The organism is Mycetocola sp. (assembly GCF_025464835.1).
In the GTDB taxonomy this organism is placed as follows: Bacteria; Actinomycetota; Actinomycetes; order Actinomycetales; family Microbacteriaceae; genus Mycetocola_A.
The window spans coordinates 1-23,318 of record NZ_JAODMP010000089.1 but is presented as its reverse complement, the minus strand read 5'-3'; the positions used below and the strand labels follow the sequence as shown (position 1 = coordinate 23,318).

Here is a 23,318-nt window from a genome sequence, read left to right as displayed (position 1 = left end):
CCGCCGCGCCCCCTAGGATGATCCCGGGGCGCGTTTTCGCGGTTAAACATCCCCACAATTTTTGCTGCCCGGGGGACCCATGCCAGATAAGCGAATCCTCGTTGTCGATGACGAGGCCGACATCCGCGATCTGATCGCTCTCAAGCTCGGAGCGGCCGGTTACACCGTCCAGGTGGCTCTCGACGGAAACAGCGGCCTTCAGGAGGCGCTGACCGGAAACTTCGACGGTATCGTCCTCGACGTGATGATGCCGGGCATGTCAGGCATCGACGTGCTCTCCGCGCTGCGACAGGCGGAAATCACCACCCCGGTGCTGCTGCTGACCGCCAAGGCGCAGGAACGCGACGTTGAAGCAGGTTTCGCCGTTGGCGCAGACGACTACGTAACCAAGCCGTTCAGCCCGCGGGCTCTTCTTGCGCGAGTCAATGCGCTCATGCGGAGCTGAGCGTGCCGACGCTGATCTCGAGTTCCGTAGTGTTCTCGCTGCTCATAGCGTCCACCACCGCGTGCGCTGTGGCCGTCGTCCTTGTTCTGGCGATGAGGCTTTTTCGCCGCGTTCACGCCCGACGCATGCGCCGGCTCACCGACCGCGTCCGCCCCGCGATACTGCAGACAGCGGTTGCCGAACAGGACGAACTGGACGACAGCCTTGCCGTGTTCCGTTCCCTGCGCGGTCGTGCCCGCCGTAGCGCCGAGTCGATGGCGACCCGGATGCTCTATGACGTCACCGGCGAGACCCGCACCAACCTCACCCACATCCTGATCGCCTGCGGAACCGTCAAGCGGGCTGTGGCCCGCACGACGAGCACCGTCCCGGTCCGGCGCGCGCGGGCGGCGGAAATCCTCGGGTTGATCGACTTCCCGGATGCCGTCGGCCACCTCATCCGGCTGGCGCAGGACGAAAACGCAGAGGTCCGCTCGGTTGCCACCAGGGCCCTCGGACGCACCGGTCGCCGCGAGGCGATCGCAGCGCTCCTCGCTGCACTGCCGTCGTCGAGCGGCGTCCCCGCCGTCATCGTGGGCTCCGCGTTGCTCGAAGCGGCACAGCACTCCGCCGCGGCGATCAGCGGCGGCTTCACTGATGAGGACCCAGCAGTCCGGCGCACGACAGCGATCCTCGCCAGCCACGTCATGAGCCCCGGTGCCATCCCGAGCCTCATCACCGCGGTGACGGCAGACAAGGAACCCCTCGTCCGAATCGCGGCCGCCCGTTCGCTCACGCGGCTGCAGACACGCCAGGCGGTGCCTGCCCTCTACAACGCCGCCTCCTCCGGGCACTCAGCAGTCAGCGTCGCGGCAACGGCCGCCCTCGCCAGCTTCCCGTCGGCGTGGACGCAGGAGGTCCTCAACGATCTCAGGCATCATCCGGATGTCGACATCCGGCGCGCGGCCACCGCAACCCCGATCGGAGGCTGATGTGGACGTGGCACACGACGTTCTTAGCACGATCTTCGCCGTTATGGCGATACCGATGCTGGCCTATTTCATCGCCATCAACACGTCATACCTGGCCTTGATCGCCCTGGCGAGCAGGCACTTCGCCAAACACATCCGCCGCTCCTCGTTCACCGGTGAGAGATCGATGGCGGCGTCGCCCCTGACGCCAGGAATCTCCGTGTTGATGCCGGCCTACAACGAAGAAACCGTGATCGTCGCTTCCGTTCGCTCGGTCATCGACCTGCGATACCCCGACCACGAGGTCATCGTGGTCAACGACGGCAGCACGGATGCGACGCTGCAGGCCCTCATCGACACCTTCGGGCTCGTTCGAGACGACCGTGAGCACCCGGTGCGGGTCCCGGTCCGTGGCCGCATCCGCCAGGTCTGGGTGTCGGCCGGCGGGGAGTTCGACCTCACCGTCATCGACAAGGAGAACTCGGGCCGCTCTGACAGCCTCAACGCCGGGCTCCGGTTCGCTGAGCGTGACCTCGTCGTCATGGTCGACGCCGACTCCCTCATCGATCCCGACGCCCTGCTCAAAGTCTCCAAACCGTTCGCCGACGACCCGGAGAACACGGTGGCGACCGGCGGAGTGGTGCGCGCCGTGAACGGATGCCTCGTCAACCGTGGCCGCGTCGTCGACGTCGGCATGCCCAAACAGCTGCTCGCCAAGATCCAGGTGGTCGAGTACCTGCGGGCGTTCCTGCTTGGGCGCACCGGCTGGTCGCAGCTCAACGCCCTCGTCCTGATCTCAGGAGCGTTCGGCATGTTCCGCCGGGACATCCTGCTCGAAGTCGGCGGGCTCGATGCCGACAGCATCGGCGAGGACTTCGAGCTCGTGATGCGCATCCACCGGTTGATGCGCCGGTCGAAACGCCCATACCGCGTGACGTTCGTCGCTGAACCGGTCAGCTGGACCGAGGTGCCGTCGACGATGCGTGTGCTGGCGCGGCAGCGGCGGCGTTGGCACCGGGGGCTCTGGGAGGTGCTGTGGAAGTACCGTGGCATGACTTTCAACCCGCGCTATGGCGCGGTGGGCATGGTTGCGTTGCCGTTCTACTGGGCGTTCGAACTCATCGCCCCCCTGCTCGAACTGGTCGGCCTCATCCTTGTTCCCCTCGGCCTCGCATTCGGCCTGGTGGACCCTGGGTACGGTCTGCTGTTCCTGCTCGTCTCGTACGCCTACGGCTTCTTCGTCACCCTCGCGGCTCTCGTCGTGGAGGAGGCATCCTTCCACCGCTACGACCGTTGGCGTGACCTCGGCAGCTGCATCTGGGCTGCGCTGGCCGAGAACCTGGGCTACCGCCAGCTGACCGCGATCTGGCGACTGCAGGGCTGGTGGGCAGCGCTCCGCGGGACCAAGCAGGAGTGGGGCGTCATGACGCGAGCCGGATTCCTCGAGGAGCCCGTCAGCGCCGGGGCAGTGTCACGGTAACTGTCGTTCCGCGCTCTTCCTCGCTGGCGATGGCGATGGCGCCGCCGTGCGCTTCGACGATCGACTTGCTCACCGAGAGCCCCAGGCCCATTCCCGGGAAGCGCTGCCGCACCGTCGTCGCCCGGTAGAAGCGGGACATGATCGCGTCGAGTTCGTCGGGCGGCACGCCCACTCCCGAGTCGGCGACGGTGACGACGACGGAATCATTCAGCGGTTCAACGCACACATCCACCGTGCCGGACGGGGCGAACTTGACCGCATTCGACACCAGGTTGCCGATGAGCTGACGCAAGCGCGCCTCGTCGGCCATCGCGACCGCGGCGTCCGGGGCATGAAGCCGAAGATGCACTCGGGAATCGTGTGCCCGTTTCGCGAAGGCGTCGACGGTCTCCCGGCATAGCTGGCTGAGGTCGGTGGACCGGCGCTCAAGCGCCATGGTCTGCTCTTTCTCCGTCACCGTCGCCAGGAGGTCGTTGATGAGAGACTCAAGCCGCTGGGTATTGCGGTCGATCACCGACAGATGTTTCCGGATGTCCTCTGGCAGCTCCCGGGGGTCGTCCTCGATGAGCTCGAGGTACCCGACGATTGACGCCAACGGCGTTCGAAGCTCGTCCGACACCGATGCGACGAAGTCGTCCTTCGCCGCGATCGTCTGCAGGTACGAGGTGACATCATTGACCGCGAGGACCGTGCCTTTGACGTGCCCACCCTCGTCGATGAGGGAGCGAGCCGACGCGGAGAGCGCATACTGACGCCCATCCGGTGCGCCTGCCCAGACCACACGGTGCATGTACTCCTCGCCCTTGAGCGCTCGCCCGATGATGCCGTCGTCCGCAGGAAGCGGGGTCACGCGGTCCTGCCTGAACAGGAGACCGGCCGTCTCCAGTTCACGAGCGCTGAGTCCGGACTCGAGGATCGCCGGATGCCGCTGCGCCTGTCGGTTCGCCAGGATCTGGCTCCCGTCGGCGTCGAAGGCGAACACCGACGTGTCGACGGCATCGACGATGGCGTCGAGCATCTTCGACGTGTGTTGCTCGCGCCGCAACGCTTCAGCGACCGTCTCCTCCTGTGCCTGGAGGGACTGGATGACTGTGGTTATCAGGCGGACCGCCAGGCAGGTGCTCGTGGCGGCGACCGCAACCACCGCGGGGGTGAGGAAGTTCCGCAGGGCATGTTCGAGATCCAGAGGGCCGTGCGGATTCACCCCGGGGAGGTCGATGAGCCCGAAGGAGAGCACAACTGCCACAGCCGCGAAGAGTGGGCGGCCGGACCACCCCAGCCACAAAGCGGGGAGAATGGCGAGGTAACCGATGGCGTGGACGTGGTCCGGCACCTGGCGCATCACGATGAGCGCGATCATGTCGAGGACCGGCACCAGGAGCAGCACGTTCGAGTCGGTCTTCCCAAGCGGGAAGACAAGCACGGTCGCCGCCCCGAAGACGCCCATGGCGATGGCAAAGGCAACCGAGCGCAGTGACGCCGGGTCGACCACCAGGGAAATGAGGATTGCAATGCTCACGACCAGGAGTGTGACGAGCTGGAACGCGACTTCTCGCCGGTACCCGAACCAGCGGTCTTCTAGCGCGTGCTCGGTGCTGCTCATACGACCGAGAGGGTCTGGCGGGCGATTTCGAGCTCTTCGTTGGTGGGGATCACCAACACTGCAACGTCTGAATCGTCGGCCGAGATGAGTCGGGGATCGCGGGACTTCTCCTCGTTCCGTTCTGGCGAGAGACGGATGCCGAAAGCCTCGAGTCCCGCGAGCGCGGCAGCACGCACAGGGGCCGCGTTCTCGCCGACACCGGCGGTGAACGAGATCACGTCGACGGAGCCCAGCTGCGCGAGATAGTTGCCGATGTACCCCTTGAGCCGGTGGATGTACACGTCGAAAGCCAGAGCCGCGTTCTCGTCACCTCCGGCGGAACGTTCGAGGACATCTCGCATGTCGCCGGCACCTGACATCCCGACCAGTCCGCTTTTGCGGTTGAGCATGGTGTCCAGGTCGTCGAAGCTCATCCCGGTCCGACGGTGCAGGTGAATCAGAACCGCAGGGTCGATGTCGCCGGAACGGGTGCCCATAACCAGCCCCTCCAACGGCGTCATCCCCATCGAGGTTTCCACCGACCGCCCGCCGGAGACAGCTGTCGCCGACGCCCCGTTACCCAGGTGGAGCACGATCTGGTTGAGCTCCCCGAGCGGACGGCCGAGGAAGGCCGCCGCCTCTTCGGACACGAACTTGTGCGAGGTTCCGTGGAAGCCGTATTTCCGCACCCGATGTCTGGCGGCGAGTGTCGTGTCGATGGCGTAGCTGTAGGCCGCCGGCGAGAGGGTCTGGTGGAATGCGGTGTCAAAGACGGCGACATGCGGGATGTCAGGGAAGGCCTTCTGCGCCGCCTCGATCCCCTGCAGGTTCGCCGGGTTGTGCAACGGCGCCAGCTCGGACAGTTCCTCGATGTTGATCTTCACCAGACCCGTGATCAGGGTTGCTTCGAAGAACCGCTTGCCCCCGTGGACGACCCGGTGGCCGACAGCGCGAAGCGGATGCTGCGTAAGCGACGGGCCGTTCGCTTCGAAGGCGTCGAGCATGACGCGGAATCCGGCGGTGTGGTCGGGGATCGGGAGAGTGCGCTCCGTTGTTCGCGGAGCATCCGTTCGGTCCGCCGAGGGGACGTCATCCCATGGGATGGTGTGGACGGAACGCCCGGAACTCTCCCCAATCCGCTCGACGAGACCGGTCGCGAGCGTCTGCTCGGTGGCCATGTCGATGAGCTGGTATTTGAACGACGACGAACCGGAGTTGACCACGAGGACGATGCTCATGCTGGTGCATCATCTTGCGCCTGGATCGCAGTGATGGCGACCGTGTTGACGATGTCCTGGACGAGGGCACCGCGGGAGAGATCGTTGATCGGCTTGTTGAGCCCCTGCAGCACAGGCCCGATCGCGACAGCCCCCGCCGATCGTTGCACCGCCTTGTACGTGTTGTTCCCCGTGTTGAGGTCAGGGAAGATGAAGACCGTCGCGCGGCCGGCCACCTCTGAACCGGGCATCTTCGATGCCCCGACGGCGGCATCCGCTGCTGCGTCGTACTGGATCGGTCCCTCGACGAGAAGGTCGGGGCGACGCGAACGCACGAGAGCTGTCGCCTCCCGCACCTTCTCGACGTCAGCGCCTGAACCGGACTCACCGGTGGAGTACGAGAGCATCGCGACGCGGGGGTCGATGCCGAACCGCACAGCGGTCTCAGTGGACGAGATCGCGATGTCGGCGAGCTGGGAGGCGTCCGGGTCGGGGATCACGGCGCAGTCACCGTAGACGAGCACGCGATCCTGGAGGGCCATCAGGAACACCGATGAAACCACGTTGACGCCAGGCTTCGTCTTGATGATCTCGAAACCGGGGCGGATGGTGTGCGCCGTGGTGTGCGCAGCGCCGGACACCATGCCGTCAGCCAGGCCGAGATGCACCATCATCGTGCCGAAGTACGAGACGTCGCTGACCTGGTCACGGGCCTGGTCGAGCGTCACACCCTTGTGCGCGCGGATCCTCGCGTATTCCTCGGCGAACTTCAGGCCGAGCACGGGGTCGTGCGACGAAAGGACCTCGGCTGCCGAGATGTCGAGCCCGAGCTCGATGGCCCGGGAACGCACCTCGAATGGTTCGCCGAGGATCGTCAGCTGGACGACGCCGCGGGCGAGGAGGGTGTGTGCGGCGCGGAGAATGCGGTCGTCGTCGCCCTCGGGGAGAACGATGTGTTTGGTGTTGGCGCGCGCCCGTTCGAGCAGACCGTACTCGAACATGAGCGGGGTGACGACGTCGGTGCGGCTCAGCTCGAGCAACCGGACGAGCCCCTCCGCGTCGACGTTCTTTTCGAACAGGGCGAGGGCGGCGTCGTACTTGCGCTGCGAGTCGGCGGCGAGGCGACCCCTGGTTCGCGTGATCGCGACGATGGTGTCGTAGGTGCCCAGGGTGGTCCGGATGATTGGCAACGTCTGGGGGAGCCCGTCGAGAAGCCGCTCGACAGGCTCGGGCAGGTCGAACCCACCATTGAGAACGATCCCGGCGATCGACGGGAAAGTGCCTGAGCTCTGCGCCATCATCGCGGCGAGCAGGACTTCGGTGCGGTCGCCGGCGACGACGAGCACCGCGCCCTCGATCAGCCGCGGCAACACGTTGACCATGCCCATGCCGGCGACGACCACGCCGAGCGCTTCACGGCCGAGCAGACCGAGGTCCCCCTTGAGGAGGACGCCGTCGGTGGCGCGCATGATCGATTCCATGCTCGGGGCGATGAGATACGGGTCCTCGGGGATCGCCCACACGGGAACACCCGGCTCCGCTTTCTCGATAGCGGCGGTCACGTCGCCGAGATGGTCGGCGTCGACCCGGTTCGCAATGACGGCGAGGAGGGTGGCGTGCGCGTTCTTCAGTTCGAGGAGGGCGAGCTCGGCGATGTCGCCCATCTCGTGCGCGCTCCGCGGGTCGGCCTGGCCGAGGCGTTCGCCTGAGCCCTGGTTGGACCGGCCACCGAGCACGAGCAGCACCGGCGCTCCGAGGTTCGTGGCGATGCGGGCGTTGTAGCCCAGTTCTGTCGGGCTGCCGACATCGGTGAAGTCGGAGCCGAGGATGACCACGGCGTCGCATTTCGCCTCAACCGCCTTGTACCGCTCGACGATGTGCGACAGGGCGGCGTCGGCATCCTCGTGGACCGCGTCGTAGGTGACACCGATGCACTCGTCGTAGTCGAGGTCGACGCTGTCGTGGCTGAGCAGCAGTTCGACGACGTAGTCGCGTTCAGAGGTCGACCGGGCGATCGGACGGAACACGCCGACGCGCTGCACCTGGTGAGAGAGGGTGTCGAGGGTACCGAGCGCGATCGTCGATTTGCCTGTCTGCCCTTCAGCGGACGTTATGTAAATGCTATTCGCCACAGTTCCACCCTACGGCCCCTGACCGGGGCACACCGTTCACTACTGTCGACCTTGCGGACTGGTTGGTTAGGCGTTGTCACCGCCCGTCTCCACCCGCTCCTGAGCGTCCTCCTGCGAATGACCCGCACTCGGGCTTTTCACAGACGGTTCCTGAGCAGGTCGCGCAGCGACCGAGTCGGAGGACCACTGCCAGTCCGCCACCTCGGGAATATCCTCACCGTGGTCGCGGGTGTACTGGCGGGCGCGCAGGCGGGCATCCTGCATCTCCTGACGCAGCCCGGCGGCCGTCGCCGCGAGCTGGGGCACCCGGTCGATCACGTCGATCACGAGCCGGAAGCGGTCCAGGTCGTTGAGCATGACCATGTCGAACGGCGTCGTCGTCGTGCCCTCCTCCTTGTAGCCGCGCACGTGCAGGTTGTCGTGCCCTGTGCGCCGGTAGGTCAGCCGGTGGATCAGCCATGGATAGCCGTGATACGCGAAAACGACCGGCTTGTCTGTCGTGAACACCGTGTCGTACTCGGCATCCGAAAGGCCATGCGGATGCTCCGACGCCGCCTGCAGCCGCATCAGGTCGATGACGTTGACGAAACGAACCTTCAGCTCAGGCAGCCGCTCGCGCAGGATGGCTGCCGCGGCCAGGGCCTCCAGCGTCGGCACGTCGCCGGCGCAGGCGAGGACGATGTCAGGCTCGCTGCCAGGTACCTCGGTGCCCGCCCACTCCCAGATCCCCAGGCCGCGACTGCAGTGCGCGATGGCTTCATCCATGCTGAGCCAGTTCGCCTGCGGTTGTTTGCCCGCCACGACGACGTTGACGTAGTCGACCGAGCGGAGGACGTGATCGTACGTGGAGAGCAGCGTGTTGGCATCCGGTGGCAGGTACACCCGCACGACGTCGGCTTTCTTGTTGACGACGTGGTCGATGAAGCCCGGATCCTGGTGGCTGAAGCCGTTGTGATCCTGACGCCAGACGTGGCTCGATAACAGGTAGTTCAGGCTCGAGACGGGCAGGCGCCAGGGGATCTCGCGGGACGTTTTCAGCCACTTGGCGTGCTGGTTGAACATGGAGTCGACGATGTGAATGAACGCTTCATAACAGTTGAACAGGCCGTGCCGTCCGGTCAGCAGGTACCCCTCGAGCCAGCCCTGGCACTGGTGCTCGCTCAGCACCTCCATCACCCGGCCTGCACGAGACAGGTTGACGTCGACCGGGAGCAGTTCCGCGTTCCACTGTTTGCCGGTGTGCTCATAGACAGCGGGCGCGAGTCGATTGGATGCCGTTTCGTCGGGCCCGAAGATGCGGAAGTTGTGCGGGTTCCCGGCGATCACGTCGGCCAGCCAGGTGCCGAGCACCTTCGTCGCCTCCGCCGTTGTCGCGCCAGGCGCCGGCACGTCGACGGCGTAGTCGCGGAAGTCGGGCAAATCGAGGTCCCGGCGCAGGAGTCCACCGTTGGCGTGGGCGCTGGCACTCATCCGCAGGTTCCCGGTCGGGGCCAGTGCGGCGATGTCCTCGCGCAGCCGACCGTCCGCGTCGAAGAGGTGGTCCGGGCGGTACGAATTCAGCCAGTCCTCAAGGATTTTCGTGTGCTCCGGGGTGTCGCGGGCGTTGGCCAGCGGGACCTGATGCGCTCGCCAGGTGTTCTCGACTGGTTGCCCGTCGATCTCGGCCGGGCAGGTCCATCCCTTCGGCGTGCGCAGGATGATCATCGGCCAGCGGGGGCGGTCGAACTCCTCCCCCGCCGCGTTGCGCTCGGCTGCGGTTCGCTTGATGGCCGCGATCTCATCCATCACCGCGTCGAGCGCTTCGGCCATACGGGCGTGCACAAGCATCGGATCCTCACCGTCGAAGCCCCCCGAGACGAGGTACGGGTTGTGTCCGTACCCGCGCATCAGGTCGAGGAGTTCCTCCTCCGGGATACGGGCGAGGATCGTCGGGTTCGCGATTTTGTAACCGTTGAGGTGCAGGATCGGCAGCACGACGCCATCCTGCAGCGGATCGACGAACTTGTTCGAGTGCCAGCTCGTGGCGAGCGGCCCGGTCTCGGCCTCCCCGTCGCCGACCACCGCGGCGACGATCAGGTCAGGGTTGTCGAAGGCGGCGCCATAGGCGTGACTCAGCGCGTACCCCAGCTCGCCGCCCTCGTGAATGGAGCCTGGTGTCTCAGGTGCGACATGGCTCGGGATGCCGCCGGGGAACGAGAACTGGCGGAACAACCGCCGCAAGCCTTCTTCGTCCTCGCTGACTCGCGCGTAGAACTGGGAGTAGGTGCCCTCGAGGTAGGCGTTCGCGACCATGCCTGGACCGCCGTGGCCGGGGCCGGCGATGTAGAGCATTGGCTGGCTGCGCTCACGGATCACCCGGTTGAGGTGGGCGTAGACGAAGTTGAGGCCAGGCGTGGTTCCCCAGTGACCGAGCAGCCTCGGTTTGATGTGATCCGCGGTGAGCTTCTCGCGCAGCAGCGGGTTGTCGAGCAGGTAGATCTGCCCGATCGACAGGTAGTTCGCGGCCCTCCACCAGGCGTCGATGAGCGTGAGCGATTCGGTGTCTGCCGTTGTGGGAGCCATGGGCTCATCATAGGAATCGCCGTGCAGCCGAGGAAAGGGGTGGCGCGGCACCCGCTCGGAGCGCGATATCACCCGTGGTGGTCGGATACACGCGTTACGCCGGGGGCTCTGGTCCGGAACGGGTGAATCGGAGGAGTTAAAAGAAGAAGACTCCTCGCGCACCCGCCAGAGCCCGGTTACCCTTGCTACGTTTCCGTCCTGGGGGAGTTGGCCTGGATGGCGCCACGCGAGGAGCCGATGACCATTCTATGACATTCGACCCGGTGGTCGTGCGCGCGTCACCGGCAGGCGTTCGGATGCTCCCCGTGAGCAGGATAGGATAGCTGAGGTTGAAAACGTGCGAACGTGAGAAACCGGCCAGGAGAATTCGCCTAGTGGCCTATGGCGCACGCTTGGAAAGCGTGTTGGGTTAACGCCCTCGGGGGTTCGAATCCCCCATTCTCCGCCACTGCAAGAACCAGAAACGCCCGCCCCACCGGTGGGCGTTTCTGCGTTCCACCGCAAAGCGTGTCGGGTTACCGCACACCGCCCCTCCGGAGCTCGAATCCCCCATCCTCCGCCAAAGCAAGAAACAGAAACGCCCGCCCCACCGGCGGGCGTTTGTGCGTTCCACCTTGAGCTTGCCCACCCCAACCGGCGGACATTGCGCCTCTCCCGTTTCATCCGCGGCAGCCATTGCCGTTTTTCAGCATATGAATGAATCCCCGTATGGGTGGCTACCCAATTGGCGTGTTCATGCCCCAGAATGAATCTCGAAGCGGGGGCGCAACGTGACGACTAAAACCGATGATGTGGTGGTGGTGTCCGTTCGCGTGCGCCAGGGACTTCTGGCGCAAGGCATCGCCGCGCTGCTGGCACTCAGTGTGCCGGTATTGCTCGTGCTGTACTGGCTGACCATCCCGACAGGGGCGTGGGTATGGGTGGCGGCGGTCCAGACGCTGGTTCTCGTCGCCGTGATTCTCGGGGTGTTCCGGTACCTGCGGGTGTGCGTCAGTGTGACGCCGACGCACCTGCTCGAGCGGCGGTTCTTCTTCGGCACGAGTCGCGTCCCGCTCGACTCCATCGCCCGTGTCGTGATGCTCGAGATGCATCGCACGATGGCGTCACAGTCGCGGCTTCAGATGTTCGTCTTGGACGCCAACGGCCGCCCGCTCATGCGTATGCGCGGTGAATACTGGTCGCGCAACGACATCAATAGCATCGCCTCGCATCTGGCCATGGCGCCGATCGAGCACATCGACCATCCCGTCACGCTCGACGAGCTGCAGGCCACCCGGCCCGAAATGCTCTACTGGTTCGAGCGCCGGCCCAGCCGGATGCCCTAAACGAGTTTGATCCCCATCATGACCCCGCCCGCATCGGACGCCAGCTCGGTGAACCCGACCCGACGGTAGAAGGCCTGTGCGTTCGCATTCCCTGCTCCGACGACGAGGTGCAGCCCCGGGATGCCGCGCTCCCGAAGGGTCGCAGCCAGCATTTCGATGAGCCGGCGACCGAGCCCCTGCCCCTGCGCTTCCGGTAGAAGGTCGATGTGCAAATGAGCCGGGTAGTCGTCGACGGCGGCGATCAGCATCCGTTCCGGGTTCTCGGCCGAGACGATGATCGCGCGTTCCAGTACGCCATTGCTGGAGTATTTACCAGCGACCGTCGGCCACCACTCGGCACTGAACCACTCGGCGAAGGCCCTCGTGTCGGCCGCGCCGAGGACGTACCCGACTGCTCGATCACCGTCGTCGACGACGAAGGCCAGCTCAGGCTCATGGTCGACATAGGGCAGGGCGTATATGTCGGCGAGAAGCTCATCAGAAGAATGGAGTCCAGTGGCGTCCTGCCCGTTGTCGCCCGTTCGGATGCAAATGTCGATGACATCGGCACGGTCTCTGGGCTCGTACGGTCGAATTCGCATCACGCGCCCGAGTTTACGCACGCGTCGCGCATCTCCGGGAGGACAAGGCGGGGTCTCGTCGACGGATAGTGGCTGATCTCCGGGTTTTCCCGCCCGAGACGGTGGTGTCGGGGAATCCGTCAAGGCCGCTACAGTCCGCAAGTACGGAGTTTCTCACCGAATCGGCAGTTCCTGGGCCGCAAAGCCCCCGAGCATCCACAATCTCCGCAGTTCGTAACAGTGCCTCAGGCGAATCACGCCCTCGGTTGACGGAGGGCCTACCGACGCCGGCGGGTACCGAAGATTCCCTCGACGACGCCGGTGAGGATCGTCTTGGTCGTTCGGGAACCGAGCACTTCCTCCAGCACCGTCTTCTGTCTGCGGGTGCTTGTGCGCCGGGTGGCGCCCTGCGTCTTGCGGAGCAGCCGCTCGTATTCGGCATCCGCCTTTTTCCGCGCGGCCGCCTGCGCCTTGTCCATCCCGGCTTTCTGCTTCGCGAACTCCGCCTCGGCTCTCGCCTGCTCCAAGGCAGCTTCCTCGGCGGCTGCCGCTGCATTCGCCGACTCCATCTTCGCCGCGAGGATCTCCCGAGCGGACTCCCGGTTCACCGGGGTGCCGTACTTCGGCAGCAGAACGGATGCCGCGACTGCGGCCTCGATCATGGCATCCGGGCTCGGAGACATCAGGCCCTGGGGCGCGCGAAGCCGGGTCCAGGCGACGGGCGACGGCGCGCCCTTCTCGTTCATGACCGTGACGATCGCTTCGCCGGTTCCGAGAACGGTCAGGGTCTCCTCGAGGTCGTAGCCGGAGTTCGGGAAGGTGGAGACGGTGGCACGGAGAGCCTTGGCATCGTCGGGCGTGAAGGCACGCAACTGGTGCTGCACGCGGGAGCCGAGCTGCGCGAGGACGTCGCCAGGGACATCCTTCGGGCTCTGGGTCACGAAGAAGATACCGACACCCTTCGAACGGATGAGACGCACGGTCTGGGTGATCTGCGCGAGGAAATCCTTCGACGCGTCCCGGAAGAGCAGGTGGGCTTCGTCGAAGAAGAACACCAGTTTGGGCTTGTCAAGGTCGCCGACCTCAGGAAGGTCGTTGAACAGGTCGGCGAGCAGCCACATCAGGAAGGTCGAGTAGAGAGCCGGTTTATCCTGAACGCCTGGCACCTCGAGCAGGCTGATGATGCCCCGACCGTCGGCGGTGGTGCGGAGGAATTCCGCCGTGTCGATCTCCGGTTCGCCGAAGAACACGTCGGCGCCCTGGTCGGCGAAGATGATGAGCTCGCGAAGGATCACTCCGACCGTGGCGCTCGAGAGCCCGCCGAGCTCCGTGAGTTCCGCTTTGCCGTCGTCGCTCGCGAGGTACGTCAGCACCGCACGGAGGTCGGTGAGATCGAGCAGCGGAAGACCGGCTTCGTCGGCGTAGTGGAACACGAGGCCGAGGCTGGACTCCTGCGTGTCGTTGAGGCCGAGGACTTTGCTGAGCAGGATCGGACCGAAGCCCGCGATCGTCGCCCGGATCGGCACTCCCCTGCCGACACCACCGAGCGAGAAATACTCGAGCGGGAAGGCATCCGGGGTCCAGTGCTGGCCGATGCCTCTCGTGCGGCTGAGCAGTTTTTCGCTGTTTTCTCCGGGAAGCGCTATGCCGGAGAGGTCGCCTTTGATATCGGCGGCGAACACCGGCACGCCGTGCGCGCTGAGCTGTTCGGCGAGGCCCTGCAGCGTGCGGGTTTTGCCCGTGCCGGTCGCCCCGGCGACCAGGCCGTGCCGGTTCATCATCGCGAGCGGGATGCGCACCTGCACGTCCGGAAGCGGATCGCCGTTCACGAGCGCTCCCATCTGCAGTGCCGGCCCCTCGAAGGCGTAGCCGGTGCGGATCCGGTCGATGTCGTCGGCGCCGAGCGGTGCGGCCATGTCTGCGGGCGGCGCTGCCCGTGGTCCTACGGCTGCGGCCGCCTCATCCGTCGCCTGCGCCTCGGCTTGGGCCCGTGATGCCGCGTCCTCGAGCCGCTTCTGGGCTGCGGCGGCCGCCGCCTGCGCCTGCTCGGCCGCCTCGGCGAGCGCAGCGGCTTCGGCTCGGGCTTCGGCAAGAGGATCGGGTGCGTCAGCGTCGTTCATGGGCATGAGCCTAGCCACCGGCACAATTCCTGCGGAGGGATTGCGCCGATTGCGCGGCGGCTGTTCCGATCTTCGGAGAAACGCCGCGACCGCGGCCCTGCCGTGGCTGAAGGTGCCGTTTTCTGCGAAAACTCCGCAGGTGGGAACGACGCCGGAGTAGAACCCTGGGCGGAATCAGCCGGGGAGCACCGTTCGCTCCAGGAACTCATTCACAAACACGCGCGCCGGGTCCAGTCGCGCGGCGAGCGCCCGGAACTCCGGCAACCGCGGATAGACCCGCTCCAAGGCTCCCGGATCAGCGGAAAACAGCTTGCCCCAGTGCGGGCGGGCCGCGAACGGCTCCAAAGCGGCCTCCAGCGTCGGCAACAGCGCCTCGACCGCGGACTGTTTCTTGAACCAGGTGAAATGCAATCCAACGGCATCGGTTCCGTAAGCACCGCTGAGCCACAGGTTGTCGGCGGCGAAGGTCCGCACCTCGCAGACCTGCAACAACGGCGCGATCTGGTCTGCGAGCGCACGTACGGCGCTCAACGCGGCAACGGCGTGCCGGCGCGGCACCAGGTACTCGCTCTGCAACTCCTCGCCGTTCGACGGGGTGAAGTCCAGCCTGAAATGCGGAAGACGGTCAAGCCACGCCCCTGCCACACCCATCTGAGCGGTGCAGTTCACGGCGGAGATGCCGGGCAGCGGATGCCGGTCGGCCGGCGCCGCCGTCGCACCGAACAGGTCGGAGGGGGCCGCAGCGTCCATCCCGCGTCGCTTCAGCCAGACCTGGTCGAGAACATCCGGATCCTGCCACGTGGTGAAGAGTGACACGCTGTATGCCGCTGATGTGATCGCGTCGAAGTTCAAGGTCACAGCGGAGAACGCGATCCTCTCGAAAACGGACTGCTCGACGTCGAACGTCGGCTCGATGTCGAGTGTGACCCGAGTCACGATCCCCAGGGCGCCCAGGCTGACGACAGCGCCGTCGAAGTCGGGGTCACCGCGACGCAGCTGCAGCACCTCCCCCGAGGCGAGAACCAGTTCGAGCCCGGCGACGGAAGCAGCGAGCGACGGGATTCGGTTGCCAGAGCCGTGCGTCCCGGTGGCGATGGCGCCACCGACCGAGATGTGCGGAAGCGAGGCGAGGTTGGGCAGCGCCCACCCGGATGCCTGCAACTCCCGTGCAAGATCTCCGTAACGGATGCCGGCGCCCACCGTCACCGTCCGGGCCTCGACGTCGAGCACGGGATCGGAGCGCAGCAGCTCGGTGGAGATCAGCAGATCGGCCGAGTCCGCGATGGTGTTGAACGAATGCCGGGTCCCAAGCGCCCGGACGGCGCTCGCACCACGGAGCAGATCCTGCACCTCGTCGACGGTTGCCGGTGTTTCGACGCGGGCCGCGAGGTAGGCGTGGTTGCCTGACCAATTCGTGCCGAGAACGTTTGTCACAAGAACCTTTCATGCGCCGGGGCGCTGGGTGGGGGTACGGCACGGATGTTCCGTCCATTGTGCCCGGCTCGGGCGAGGGTCCGGCGAACGTCACGGCGAGTCATTTCACCCGTTGCGGACGAAAACACGCGGCGCATCGGATGAAATGGTCCGCAGCGGATGTACTGGGCACCTCACTGCCGCTTCAGGAGCCGCGGTGGCTGGACCGCCCACGCCCTGACGAGCTCGGTGCGCACAGTCACCCCGGAACCCGGCCCCGTCGGCACGGTCAGCCGACCGTCGTTGAGCACGAACGGTTCGGTGAGATCCTCGGCGTAATACCGGTCGGACGCGCTCGTGTCCCCAGGGAGGGCGAAGCCGGGTAACGCGGCGAGCGCCACGTTCATCGCCCGGCCGATACCGGTTTCGAGCATCCCACCGCACCAGACCGGGATGCCCCGGGCCAGGCAGGCGTCATGGATCGCGACAGCGGGCAGGTACCCGCCGACCCGGCCGGGTTTGATGTTGACGATGGAGGTGGCGCCGCGCTCGATCGCGTCCACCGTGACGCCGACCGAGACGATGGACTCGTCAAGACAGACCGGCGTTTCGATCGCCCGCGCCAGGAGTACGTGCGACGCGATGTCCTCCTCATCAAACGGCTGCTCGATCAGCAGCAGATTCGATTCGTCGAGGTGCTGGAGGTGGGCGATGTCTCCCCGCGTGTACGCGGTGTTCGCGTCGACCTGCAGCGCGGCATCCGGCCCGAGACGCTCGCGCACCCGGCGGACCGGTTCGAGATCCCAGCCGGGTTTGATCTTCAGTTTGATGCGGCGGTAGCCTGCATCGACATAGCCTCGAACTTCGTCGAGCAGTTGGTCGATTGTCGGGCTGATACCTACCGAGACTCCGCAGTCGACCTCGGTGCGGACGGCTCCGAGACGGCGGGCGAAGCTGGTTCCGGATGCCCTCAGCTCGGCGTCAAGGACGGCCGCCTCCAGCGCGGCCTTCGCCATCCGGTGCCCGACGACCGGAGCGAACAGCCGGTCGAGGTCCTCAGCCCGCACCTCGGCCGCATCGAACAGCAGCGGTGCAAGGTGGTGCTCGATCACGTGGGCACAGCCCTCGACATACTCGGAACTGTAACCGGGCGACGATCCGGCGACGCATTCGCCCCAGCCCTCAGCGGCGTCGGTGACGAGGTGGACGAGCAGAACGATGCGCTCGGTCTCGCGGCCGAAACTCGTCTCGAATGGGCGCACGAGTGGCATCGCGATGCGGTGCAGGGTGATCGAGTCGACCTTCATCTGCCGACCTTAGCGTGCCGGGGTACCTACGCGAAGACGTATCCGCCGTTCACGAAATGGACCGACAGTCCCCCATCGAAGGCCGGTACGAAGACAGCGCGGGATGCCTCGCGCATCTCTGCAGCGGCATCCGGGTCGTCGCGTCGCAAAGCCTCGAAGTCGTGGTGCAGTTCGAACCGGATGCCGTGGTCGTGGGATGGCACCGAAGCGGTGTATCCCTTCAGCGGCCCCGCCCGGGTGAGCGAACGCTCGACCGCCTCGGCCACCGCCGGCGAGTCCAGTTGCCAGCTCACCTCGAAGCGGTCGCTCGCGTCGCTGCCGGAGATCGCGTCGTCGAGGCGGCCGTAGAAGTCGGGCAGGTACGCACGTACTGTCGCGCGCAGCTTTTCGAGATTGAGGTGGGCGTTGCGGCGGACGAGCGGGTCGAAGGTCCATCGGACCTCGGTCACACCGTGTTCGAGAGCGAGCGCTCGTTGAGCGAGTTTGAGGGCGAAGCCGACTCCGCCGCGGGCAGCCGGGGTGACCGCCGCCACGTGGGAGTGCACGTGCAGGCCGGCATCCCAGCCCAGAATCCCGACAAGTGCGCCGACCGTTGCTCCGTCGCGCTCGGCGAGCAAAACGGTGTTCCCCGCGTGGGCGATTGCCTGAACGAAAGACGGGTCAGTGCCGGAACCCCGGCGCCAGGTCTCGTCGAGCAGCCGGCAGATTCCCACGTAGTCGGCCCGCTGATTCGCGGGACGGATGCCGACCCCAGCGCCGCGGGCTGCGGCATCCGCCTGCTCGCTGGCAGACGTCACGCCACCGATTCGCTGCGGTCGGGAACGGCCGATGATTTCTTGCGCACAGGCTCGCCCGAGATTTTCGCCGCGAACGGGGCCCAGAGGATGAGCACGACGCCGGCGCCGAGCAGGGCGCCGCCTATCGTGTCGGTGAGCCAGTGCACACCCAGGTAGGTGCGCGAGAACATCATCAGGGCGACCCAGATGGTGCCGGCGGCCCAGACCCAGATTCTCGGGAAGATGATGCCGAGGGCAACCGCCATGGTCGCCGCGTTCGCCGCGTGGCCCGACGGGAAGGAACCGTGATCGCTGACGACGAGCATCTCCTCCGGCCTGGCACGATCGACCACACTCTTCAGAAGTTGCACCAGGCCGACGCTGACCAGCGACACGAGGGCGAAGAACAACGCGGACCAGGGTCGTTTCAGAACCAGCAGAACGATCACGAGGAGGATCGGGAGGATGAACGTCGCGAAGGCCCCGCCGCCCAGCCAGTTCATCCCGTACGACATCCACTCGAGGATCGGCAGCCGGTTTTCGTCGAAGACCTCTTCGCTCCACTCAGAGTCGAGCATGAACGGGAGTTCGTTGCCGCGTTGCTTGATGAGCAAGGCGAGAATCACTCCGAGCGCGAGGGCGACACCCCCGGAGATCCACGGCCAGCGGTTGGCGACGCGCTTGGCGGACGGATCGGCCTGTGTCGACGGATCGATGCGTTGTTCAGACATTTGTTAATAATGCATGGCGCGGGGAAGAAATGGGCATTGCGGGCGAGCATTGACAGCGAGGCAGGCGATGTGATGCGAAGTTGCCCCCGCGGTGAGGACACCCACGCATGGTCCGACACCTCGCATCGAGAGTCAAGCCCCGCCTGTTTCCGCTCGTCCCGACGCATACTGACTCTGCCAGCAGTACCCACTTCGGGCTACTGTTTCTCGCCCGTTGCCCCCTGAGCGAAAAAACCATAGAGCAAAGGAATTCAATGATGATTGAGACCAGCACTATCGACGCCGTCATCGGCTCAACCGCGTATGACAATGACGGAGACAAGATCGGCAAAGTCGGCCAGGTTTACGTCGACCCGGACGACGGCCACGCAGTCTGGGCCAGCGTCAACACCGGTCTCTTCGGCACCAGCGAATCGTTCGTGCCGCTCGAGAACGCGACACTTGACGGCGACAGCCTTCGCGTTCCCTACGACAAGGCTTTCGTCAAGGATGCTCCGCGCATCGATGTGGACGGCGAACTGTCCACGAACGACCAGGAATCCCTCTACCAGTACTACGGCATGAGCTCCGGCTCCGCCGGTGGAGCCGGCTACACGGGTACAGACACCGCGGACCACACGGACACGGACCGTCGCGACACCGTCGGAGGCCCAGGACGGGACACGTCCGGGCCCAACACAGATGACGCCATGACCCGCTCTGAGCAGCAGCTCAACGTCGGAACGCAGAAGGTGCAGACCGGCAAGGCGCGCCTTCGCAAGTATGTCGTCACCGAGCAGCAGAACGTCACGGTTCCGGTGCAGCGCGAGGAGGTCCGGCTCGAGCGCGAGCCCATCACAGACGCGAACATCGGTGACGCCATGTCAGGCCCTGAGCTCAGCGAGGAAGAGCACGAAGTGACGCTCACGGAGGAACGCGTCGTTGTCAACAAGGAGACCGTCCCTGTGGAACGCGTCCGACTCGACAAGGACGTCGTCACCGAGCAGCAGACCGTGACTGAGGACGTCGCCCGCGAGGAGATCGAAATCGAGGGAGACGACACAACGGCCCGCGGCACAGGTCGCGACGACCGCATCTGACCGAAGGAAGAAAAGCGGCCGGCCGGCGTTTGCCGGCCGGCCGCTTTTTCGTTGCCGTTGGGCGAACCGTCCACGCGCCAACCCGGGGAACGGATGCCGCCGCATCCGTTCCCGGTCGGCTAGCAGCAGCGACCCTGCGGGTTGTGATCCTGCTCGTCGTCGCGCTCACGCCAGAACATCCTCTCGGGCATCGGTGGTGTGTCCGGGTGTGTGGCCGCGTGATGGGCGAGGTAGATCTCGTAGGCGTCGTCGCCCATCACTGCTTTCAGATACCGTCCGGCTTTGACGAGACCGACCGCGAGGGCGTTCATTCGTGCCTCGCCTTCACCCGACGACGTTCGACCGGCAACGCATCCCACTGCTTCTGGATGCGTTTCTCGGCTTTGGTTGTCGAGAGCTCTGCAGCGGCGAAGATCCTCGACGGCACGATCGGGTCCTCGGTGTTGACGCCACCGCCATTCTGGAAGGCCCGGATGGTGCGGAACACGGCGATCCCGATCACGATGATGGTCAGCGTGACGAACAGGATCGACAGGGTCCCCTGAACGACGGTGTTGCGAACCACCGCCTCCATGGCCGCACGGGTCGGTGCCGTGCCGAAGCTTTCCTCCCCCTGGGCCAGCGCCTGGCGGAACGCGGCGTTCTGAGCCCAGTAGCCTACCGCCGGGACCGGCGAGAAGATCTTGTACATCGACGCCGTGACCGTGACGACGGTCGCGAATGCAAGCGGCAGCGCGACCACCCAGAGGTATCTGAAGTACCCACGGTCTGCGACGATGGCGAGGCACACGGCGAGCGCGATCGCGGCGAGCAGCTGGTTCGCGATACCGAACAGCGGGAACAGGGTGTTGATCCCGCCGAGCGGGTCGGTGACGCCCATGATCAAGATCGCCCCCCACGCCGCAACCATGATGGCCGTGCAGATCCAGGCACCGACCGTCCAGCTGGCATCCCTGAACTTCGGGAGGATGTTGCCGAGGGTGTCCTGCAGCATGAACCGGGCGACCCGGGTACCGGCATCCACAGCGGTGAGAATGAAGAGCGCCTCGAACATGATCGCGAAGTGATACCAGAAACTCATCATGCCGGTGCCGCCGATGAAGGACTGCATGATGTGCGCGAGACCGACGGCGAGGGTCGGCGCGCCACCCGTGCGGGAGACGATGCTCTCCTCACCCACGTTCCTGGCGGTCTCCTGAAGCAGTTCCGGCGTGAGGTTCACTCCGGTGAGACCGAGGGAGTTGACGTAAGCGACGGCGCCGTCGACGGTGCCGAGCGTGTTCGCTGCCGAGATGTTCATGGCGAAGTACAGTCCGCGGTCGATCGAGATGGCCGCAACGAGCGCCATGATGGCGACGAAGCTTTCCATCAGCATGCCGCCGTAGCCGATGAACCGGGCCTGGCGTTCCTTCTCGAGCAGCTTGGGCGTGGTTCCGGATGCGATGAGCGCGTGGAACCCGCTCAACGCACCACACGCGATGGTGACGAAGAGGAACGGGAACAGGGAACCGGGTACAACGGGGGCGTCGTCCCTGCCGGCGAATTCGCTGAACGCCGGGACGGTGATCTCGGGTCGCACGACGATGATCGCCGCGGCGAGCATGAAGATCGTGCCGATCTTCATGAAGGTGGACAGGTAGTCGCGCGGTGCGAGCAGCAGCCACACCGGCAGGATCGCCGCGATGAAGCCGTAGATGATGATGCCCCACGCGATCGTGGTGCGGTCAAGGGTGAACGCGGCGGCGCCCCAGTCGGTTGCGGCGACGGCCCCGCCACCGACGATCGCCGCCATCAGCAGGACGAAACCGATGAGTGACACTTCGGTGATCTTGCCAGGGCGGAAGTACCGCAGGTAGACGCCCATGAACAGGGCGATCGGGATGGTCATCGAGACGCTGAAGACACCCCAGGGGCTTTCGCCGAGCGCGTTCACGACGACGAGCGCGAGGATGGCGACGATGATGACCATGATGACGAGAGTGGCGAGGATAGCCGCGGTGCCGCCGACCCTGCCGAGCTGGTCGCGGGCCATCTGGCCGAGAGAGCGGCCGCCTCTGCGGGTGGAGAAGAACAGGACGAGGTAGTCCTGCACAGCGCCGGCGAGGATGACGCCGACGATGATCCAGAGGGTGCCCGGAAGGTAGCCCATCTGTGCGGCGAGAACGGGTCCGACGAGCGGGCCTGCCCCGGCGATCGCCGCGAAGTGGTGCCCGAAGAGCACGCGCCGGTCGGTGGGGACGTAGTCCTTGCCGTTGGCCTTGTATTCGGCTGGTGTTGCCCGTCGGTCATCGGGTCGGGTGATGACCCGCTCGATGAACTTGGAGTAGAACCGGTAGGCGATGAGGTAGGTGCAGACGGCGGCGAAGACGAACCAGATGGCGTTCACCGTCTCGCCCCGGACGATGGCCAGGATGGTCCAGGCGATACCGCCCAGGAGCGCGACGCCTACCCACAGTGCGATCTTCGCCGGGGTCCACCGGCGGTCTTCTGCTTCAGCCTGCTGCGGGTCGACGGCGACCGCGGGCAGGTCCGGATCCGTCACCAGCACGTCGGCGTGCCGGTGGGATCCGTTCTGCTTCTTACTCATGATGCTCCTCGGGTGCGAGAGTGTGATGCACACGAAGGTAGCAACGTAGTGAGCGCCGCGTCACATGGCAAGCCTGCCGGGCGACGGAATGCGCCGAACGCACCCGCCCCTGCGGCAGGTGGGCCGGCGCTCCCCGACCCGGTCGGTCAGGACGACCTGCGGGGGCCGTCGTCGTCGCCGAGCACGGCGGGCGGCTCGTCGTCGTTGGCGTTCATGCCCTCGCTGATGCTCGCGTGTGTCCTGGTACGGCTGTCGGCGGGCTCGTCCGCGTCGTCGGTCGGTCCGTTGTCGATGCCGTCCGGCACCTGGTCGCCGAGGTTCTCGGCGAAGCTGTCGGCTGCCTGCGCCAGTCCGCCCTCGTCCCCGTCGTGGCCGTGATGCGTGCTCACTGTGCTGCTCCTTCCGGTTGACTGTCCTGCAACCTTTCCACAGCCACGGCCGAATCGAAAGCATGCTGATGATGCTTCCGCGCCGGCCGGCCGGGCCCGGACGGGAGTAGGGTTGATCGATGGCATCGTGCCATCCGATGCCAGCGGCGCCGTCGATTCCTCCGACCGAAAGCCCGCAGTCCGTGCACCTCCTCCGCGACCTGGTGAGCATCACCCCCTCCGCCGACGACCACCACCCGGCACTCCGCTGCGCGATCGGAGTGGGCGTCCCCTTGCTCGTGGTGCTGCTGATCGGACGCCTCGATCTCGCCGTCTTCGCCACGTTCGGGGCCTTCGCCGGCATCTACGGGCGGAACGAACCGCACCGCCAGCGCCTCGCCACCCAGATCCGTGGCGGCGGGCTCATGCTCGCCGTGATCCTGGCGGCCGCACTGGCCTCGCGCGGCGACGTCGGACCCTGGGGACTCGTCCTGCTCACCAGCGCGGTCGCCGGACTCGGGACCTTCGCGGCAGGACTGTTCCGCCTCCGGCCGGGAGGCTCCCTGTTCCACATCTTCGCTTTCGCGGCGATCGCCTCCGTCCCCCAGCAGCCACCGCTGCTGCTGGGACTCGGTACGGCGGTGGCCACCGTCGGGTTCGCGGTGCTCCTCGGCCAGTCGGGCG

Annotated in this window: 18 protein-coding genes, 1 tRNA gene, 1 other RNA gene and 1 pseudogene; 7 read left to right on the top strand and 14 right to left on the bottom strand. The window is 66.0% G+C overall.

Annotated elements, in window-relative coordinates:
- Nucleotides 1-79: 79 nt before the first annotated feature.
- The 3 genes from JWP90_RS11080 to JWP90_RS11070 are packed head-to-tail and all read left to right on the top strand — an operon-like array spanning nucleotide 80 to nucleotide 2,875.
- Nucleotides 80-445, top strand: coding sequence for a response regulator (locus JWP90_RS11080; protein WP_297363913.1), 366 nt, complete (start codon nucleotides 80-82; stop codon nucleotides 443-445).
- A 29-nt stretch (nucleotides 446-474) separates the two neighbouring features.
- Nucleotides 475-1,416: a HEAT repeat domain-containing protein gene (locus tag JWP90_RS11075; RefSeq protein WP_297363911.1), complete on the top strand. Its 942-nt coding sequence runs from the start codon at nucleotides 475-477 to the stop codon at nucleotides 1,414-1,416.
- A 1-nt stretch (nucleotide 1,417) separates the two neighbouring features.
- Nucleotides 1,418-2,875, top strand: coding sequence for a glycosyltransferase family 2 protein (locus JWP90_RS11070; protein WP_297363908.1), 1,458 nt, complete (start codon nucleotides 1,418-1,420; stop codon nucleotides 2,873-2,875).
- Here JWP90_RS11070 and JWP90_RS11065 read toward each other — a convergent pair.
- From JWP90_RS11065 to ffs, 5 genes are all read right to left on the bottom strand, one after another.
- Nucleotides 2,850-4,478 carry an ATP-binding protein gene (locus JWP90_RS11065; protein ID WP_297363905.1) on the bottom strand — a complete coding sequence of 543 codons (1,629 nt, stop codon included), beginning with the start codon at nucleotides 4,476-4,478 and terminating at the stop codon, nucleotides 2,850-2,852. The two genes, JWP90_RS11070 and JWP90_RS11065, sit on opposite strands and share 26 nt — an antisense overlap.
- Nucleotides 4,475-5,695 (bottom strand): acetate kinase, encoded by a 1,221-nt coding sequence (locus JWP90_RS11060; protein ID WP_297363903.1) that lies wholly within the window; start codon nucleotides 5,693-5,695, stop codon nucleotides 4,475-4,477. Before JWP90_RS11060 ends, JWP90_RS11065 begins: the two co-directional genes overlap by 4 nt.
- Nucleotides 5,692-7,806 carry a phosphate acetyltransferase gene (gene pta / locus JWP90_RS11055; protein ID WP_297363900.1) on the bottom strand — a complete coding sequence of 705 codons (2,115 nt, stop codon included), beginning with the start codon at nucleotides 7,804-7,806 and terminating at the stop codon, nucleotides 5,692-5,694. The genes JWP90_RS11060 and pta overlap by 4 nt, the downstream gene beginning before the upstream one ends.
- A 66-nt stretch (nucleotides 7,807-7,872) precedes the next feature.
- Complete coding sequence (locus tag JWP90_RS11050) at nucleotides 7,873-10,368, bottom strand: phosphoketolase (protein WP_297363897.1); 2,496 nt, start codon at nucleotides 10,366-10,368, stop codon at nucleotides 7,873-7,875.
- A 142-nt stretch (nucleotides 10,369-10,510) separates the two neighbouring features.
- Nucleotides 10,511-10,607: signal recognition particle sRNA small type (ffs, locus tag JWP90_RS11045), an RNA gene on the bottom strand.
- A gap of 121 nt (nucleotides 10,608-10,728) precedes the next feature.
- On the opposite strand from ffs, the gene JWP90_RS11040 reads away from it, so the two are divergent.
- Nucleotides 10,729-10,816, top strand: a tRNA-Ser gene (locus JWP90_RS11040).
- A gap of 343 nt (nucleotides 10,817-11,159) precedes the next feature.
- A complete protein-coding gene (locus JWP90_RS11035) occupies nucleotides 11,160-11,693 on the top strand; it encodes a hypothetical protein (RefSeq protein ID WP_297363894.1) in 534 nt (177 codons plus the stop codon).
- On the opposite strand, the gene JWP90_RS11030 is transcribed toward JWP90_RS11035, so the two are convergent.
- The 6 genes from JWP90_RS11030 to JWP90_RS11005 all read right to left on the bottom strand — a co-directional run bounded on the left by JWP90_RS11030 (nucleotide 11,690) and on the right by JWP90_RS11005 (nucleotide 18,600).
- Complete coding sequence (locus JWP90_RS11030) at nucleotides 11,690-12,274, bottom strand: GNAT family N-acetyltransferase (protein WP_297363918.1); 585 nt, start codon at nucleotides 12,272-12,274, stop codon at nucleotides 11,690-11,692. The two genes, JWP90_RS11035 and JWP90_RS11030, sit on opposite strands and share 4 nt — an antisense overlap.
- 257 nt (nucleotides 12,275-12,531) lie before the next feature.
- The gene (locus JWP90_RS11025) at nucleotides 12,532-14,373 is read right to left on the bottom strand and encodes a helicase HerA-like domain-containing protein (protein WP_297363891.1); all 1,842 of its coding nucleotides are present in this window, start codon (nucleotides 14,371-14,373) and stop codon (nucleotides 12,532-12,534) included.
- 174 nt (nucleotides 14,374-14,547) lie between these two features.
- Nucleotides 14,548-15,807, bottom strand: coding sequence for an FAD-binding protein (locus JWP90_RS11020; protein WP_297363888.1), 1,260 nt, complete (start codon nucleotides 15,805-15,807; stop codon nucleotides 14,548-14,550).
- 173 nt (nucleotides 15,808-15,980) lie between these two features.
- Nucleotides 15,981-17,093, bottom strand: coding sequence for an o-succinylbenzoate synthase (gene menC / locus JWP90_RS11015; protein WP_297363885.1), 1,113 nt, complete (start codon nucleotides 17,091-17,093; stop codon nucleotides 15,981-15,983).
- Between the two features lie 26 nt (nucleotides 17,094-17,119).
- A complete protein-coding gene (locus tag JWP90_RS11010; protein WP_297363882.1) occupies nucleotides 17,120-17,890 on the bottom strand; it encodes a GNAT family N-acetyltransferase in 771 nt (256 codons plus the stop codon).
- On the bottom strand, nucleotides 17,887-18,600 hold the full coding sequence (locus tag JWP90_RS11005) for a phosphatase PAP2 family protein (RefSeq protein WP_297363879.1): 714 nt from the start codon (nucleotides 18,598-18,600) through the stop codon (nucleotides 17,887-17,889). The genes JWP90_RS11010 and JWP90_RS11005 overlap by 4 nt, the downstream gene beginning before the upstream one ends.
- Nucleotides 18,601-18,854: 254 nt before the next feature.
- Here JWP90_RS11005 and JWP90_RS11000 point away from each other — a divergent pair, with 254 nt between their 5' ends.
- Nucleotides 18,855-19,679, top strand: coding sequence for a DUF2382 domain-containing protein (locus tag JWP90_RS11000; RefSeq protein WP_367182714.1), 825 nt, complete (start codon nucleotides 18,855-18,857; stop codon nucleotides 19,677-19,679).
- A 119-nt stretch (nucleotides 19,680-19,798) separates the two neighbouring features.
- Here the strand turns inward: JWP90_RS11000 and JWP90_RS10995 are convergent, their stop codons facing one another.
- The 3 genes from JWP90_RS10995 to JWP90_RS10985 form a co-directional block, all read right to left on the bottom strand.
- Nucleotides 19,799-19,990 (bottom strand): YbdD/YjiX family protein, encoded by a 192-nt coding sequence (locus tag JWP90_RS10995; RefSeq protein WP_297363876.1) that lies wholly within the window; start codon nucleotides 19,988-19,990, stop codon nucleotides 19,799-19,801.
- Entirely contained in the window at nucleotides 19,987-22,266 is a 2,280-nt protein-coding gene (locus tag JWP90_RS10990; RefSeq protein WP_297363873.1) for a carbon starvation CstA family protein, read from the bottom strand. The genes JWP90_RS10995 and JWP90_RS10990 overlap by 4 nt, the downstream gene beginning before the upstream one ends.
- A gap of 146 nt (nucleotides 22,267-22,412) precedes the next feature.
- Nucleotides 22,413-22,655, bottom strand: a complete 243-nt coding sequence (locus JWP90_RS10985; RefSeq protein ID WP_297363870.1) for a hypothetical protein — start codon at nucleotides 22,653-22,655, stop codon at nucleotides 22,413-22,415.
- Between the two features lie 119 nt (nucleotides 22,656-22,774).
- Between JWP90_RS10985 and JWP90_RS10980 the strand changes: the two are divergent.
- A pseudogene (locus JWP90_RS10980) lies at nucleotides 22,775-23,318 on the top strand (FUSC family protein); the annotation flags it as partial.

What these genes read in the sequence shown, in the direction of transcription:
- JWP90_RS11065 (WP_297363905.1), bottom strand. Translation starts at nt 4,478, where the DNA reads ATGAGCAGCACCGAGCACGCGCTAGAAGACCGCTGGTTCGGGTACCGG.
- JWP90_RS10990 (WP_297363873.1), bottom strand. Translation starts at nt 22,266, where the DNA reads ATGAGTAAGAAGCAGAACGGATCCCACCGGCACGCCGACGTGCTGGTG.
- JWP90_RS11060 (WP_297363903.1), bottom strand. Translation starts at nt 5,695, where the DNA reads ATGAGCATCGTCCTCGTGGTCAACTCCGGTTCGTCGTCGTTCAAATAC.
- JWP90_RS11080 (WP_297363913.1), top strand. Translation starts at nt 80, where the DNA reads ATGCCAGATAAGCGAATCCTCGTTGTCGATGACGAGGCCGACATCCGC.
- JWP90_RS11000 (WP_367182714.1), top strand. Translation starts at nt 18,855, where the DNA reads ATGATGATTGAGACCAGCACTATCGACGCCGTCATCGGCTCAACCGCG.
- JWP90_RS10995 (WP_297363876.1), bottom strand. Translation starts at nt 19,990, where the DNA reads ATGAACGCCCTCGCGGTCGGTCTCGTCAAAGCCGGACGGTATCTGAAA.
- JWP90_RS11030 (WP_297363918.1), bottom strand. Translation starts at nt 12,274, where the DNA reads ATGCGAATTCGACCGTACGAGCCCAGAGACCGTGCCGATGTCATCGAC.
- menC (WP_297363885.1), bottom strand. Translation starts at nt 17,093, where the DNA reads ATGAAGGTCGACTCGATCACCCTGCACCGCATCGCGATGCCACTCGTG.
- JWP90_RS11005 (WP_297363879.1), bottom strand. Translation starts at nt 18,600, where the DNA reads ATGTCTGAACAACGCATCGATCCGTCGACACAGGCCGATCCGTCCGCC.
- JWP90_RS11050 (WP_297363897.1), bottom strand. Translation starts at nt 10,368, where the DNA reads ATGGCTCCCACAACGGCAGACACCGAATCGCTCACGCTCATCGACGCC.
- JWP90_RS11025 (WP_297363891.1), bottom strand. Translation starts at nt 14,373, where the DNA reads ATGAACGACGCTGACGCACCCGATCCTCTTGCCGAAGCCCGAGCCGAA.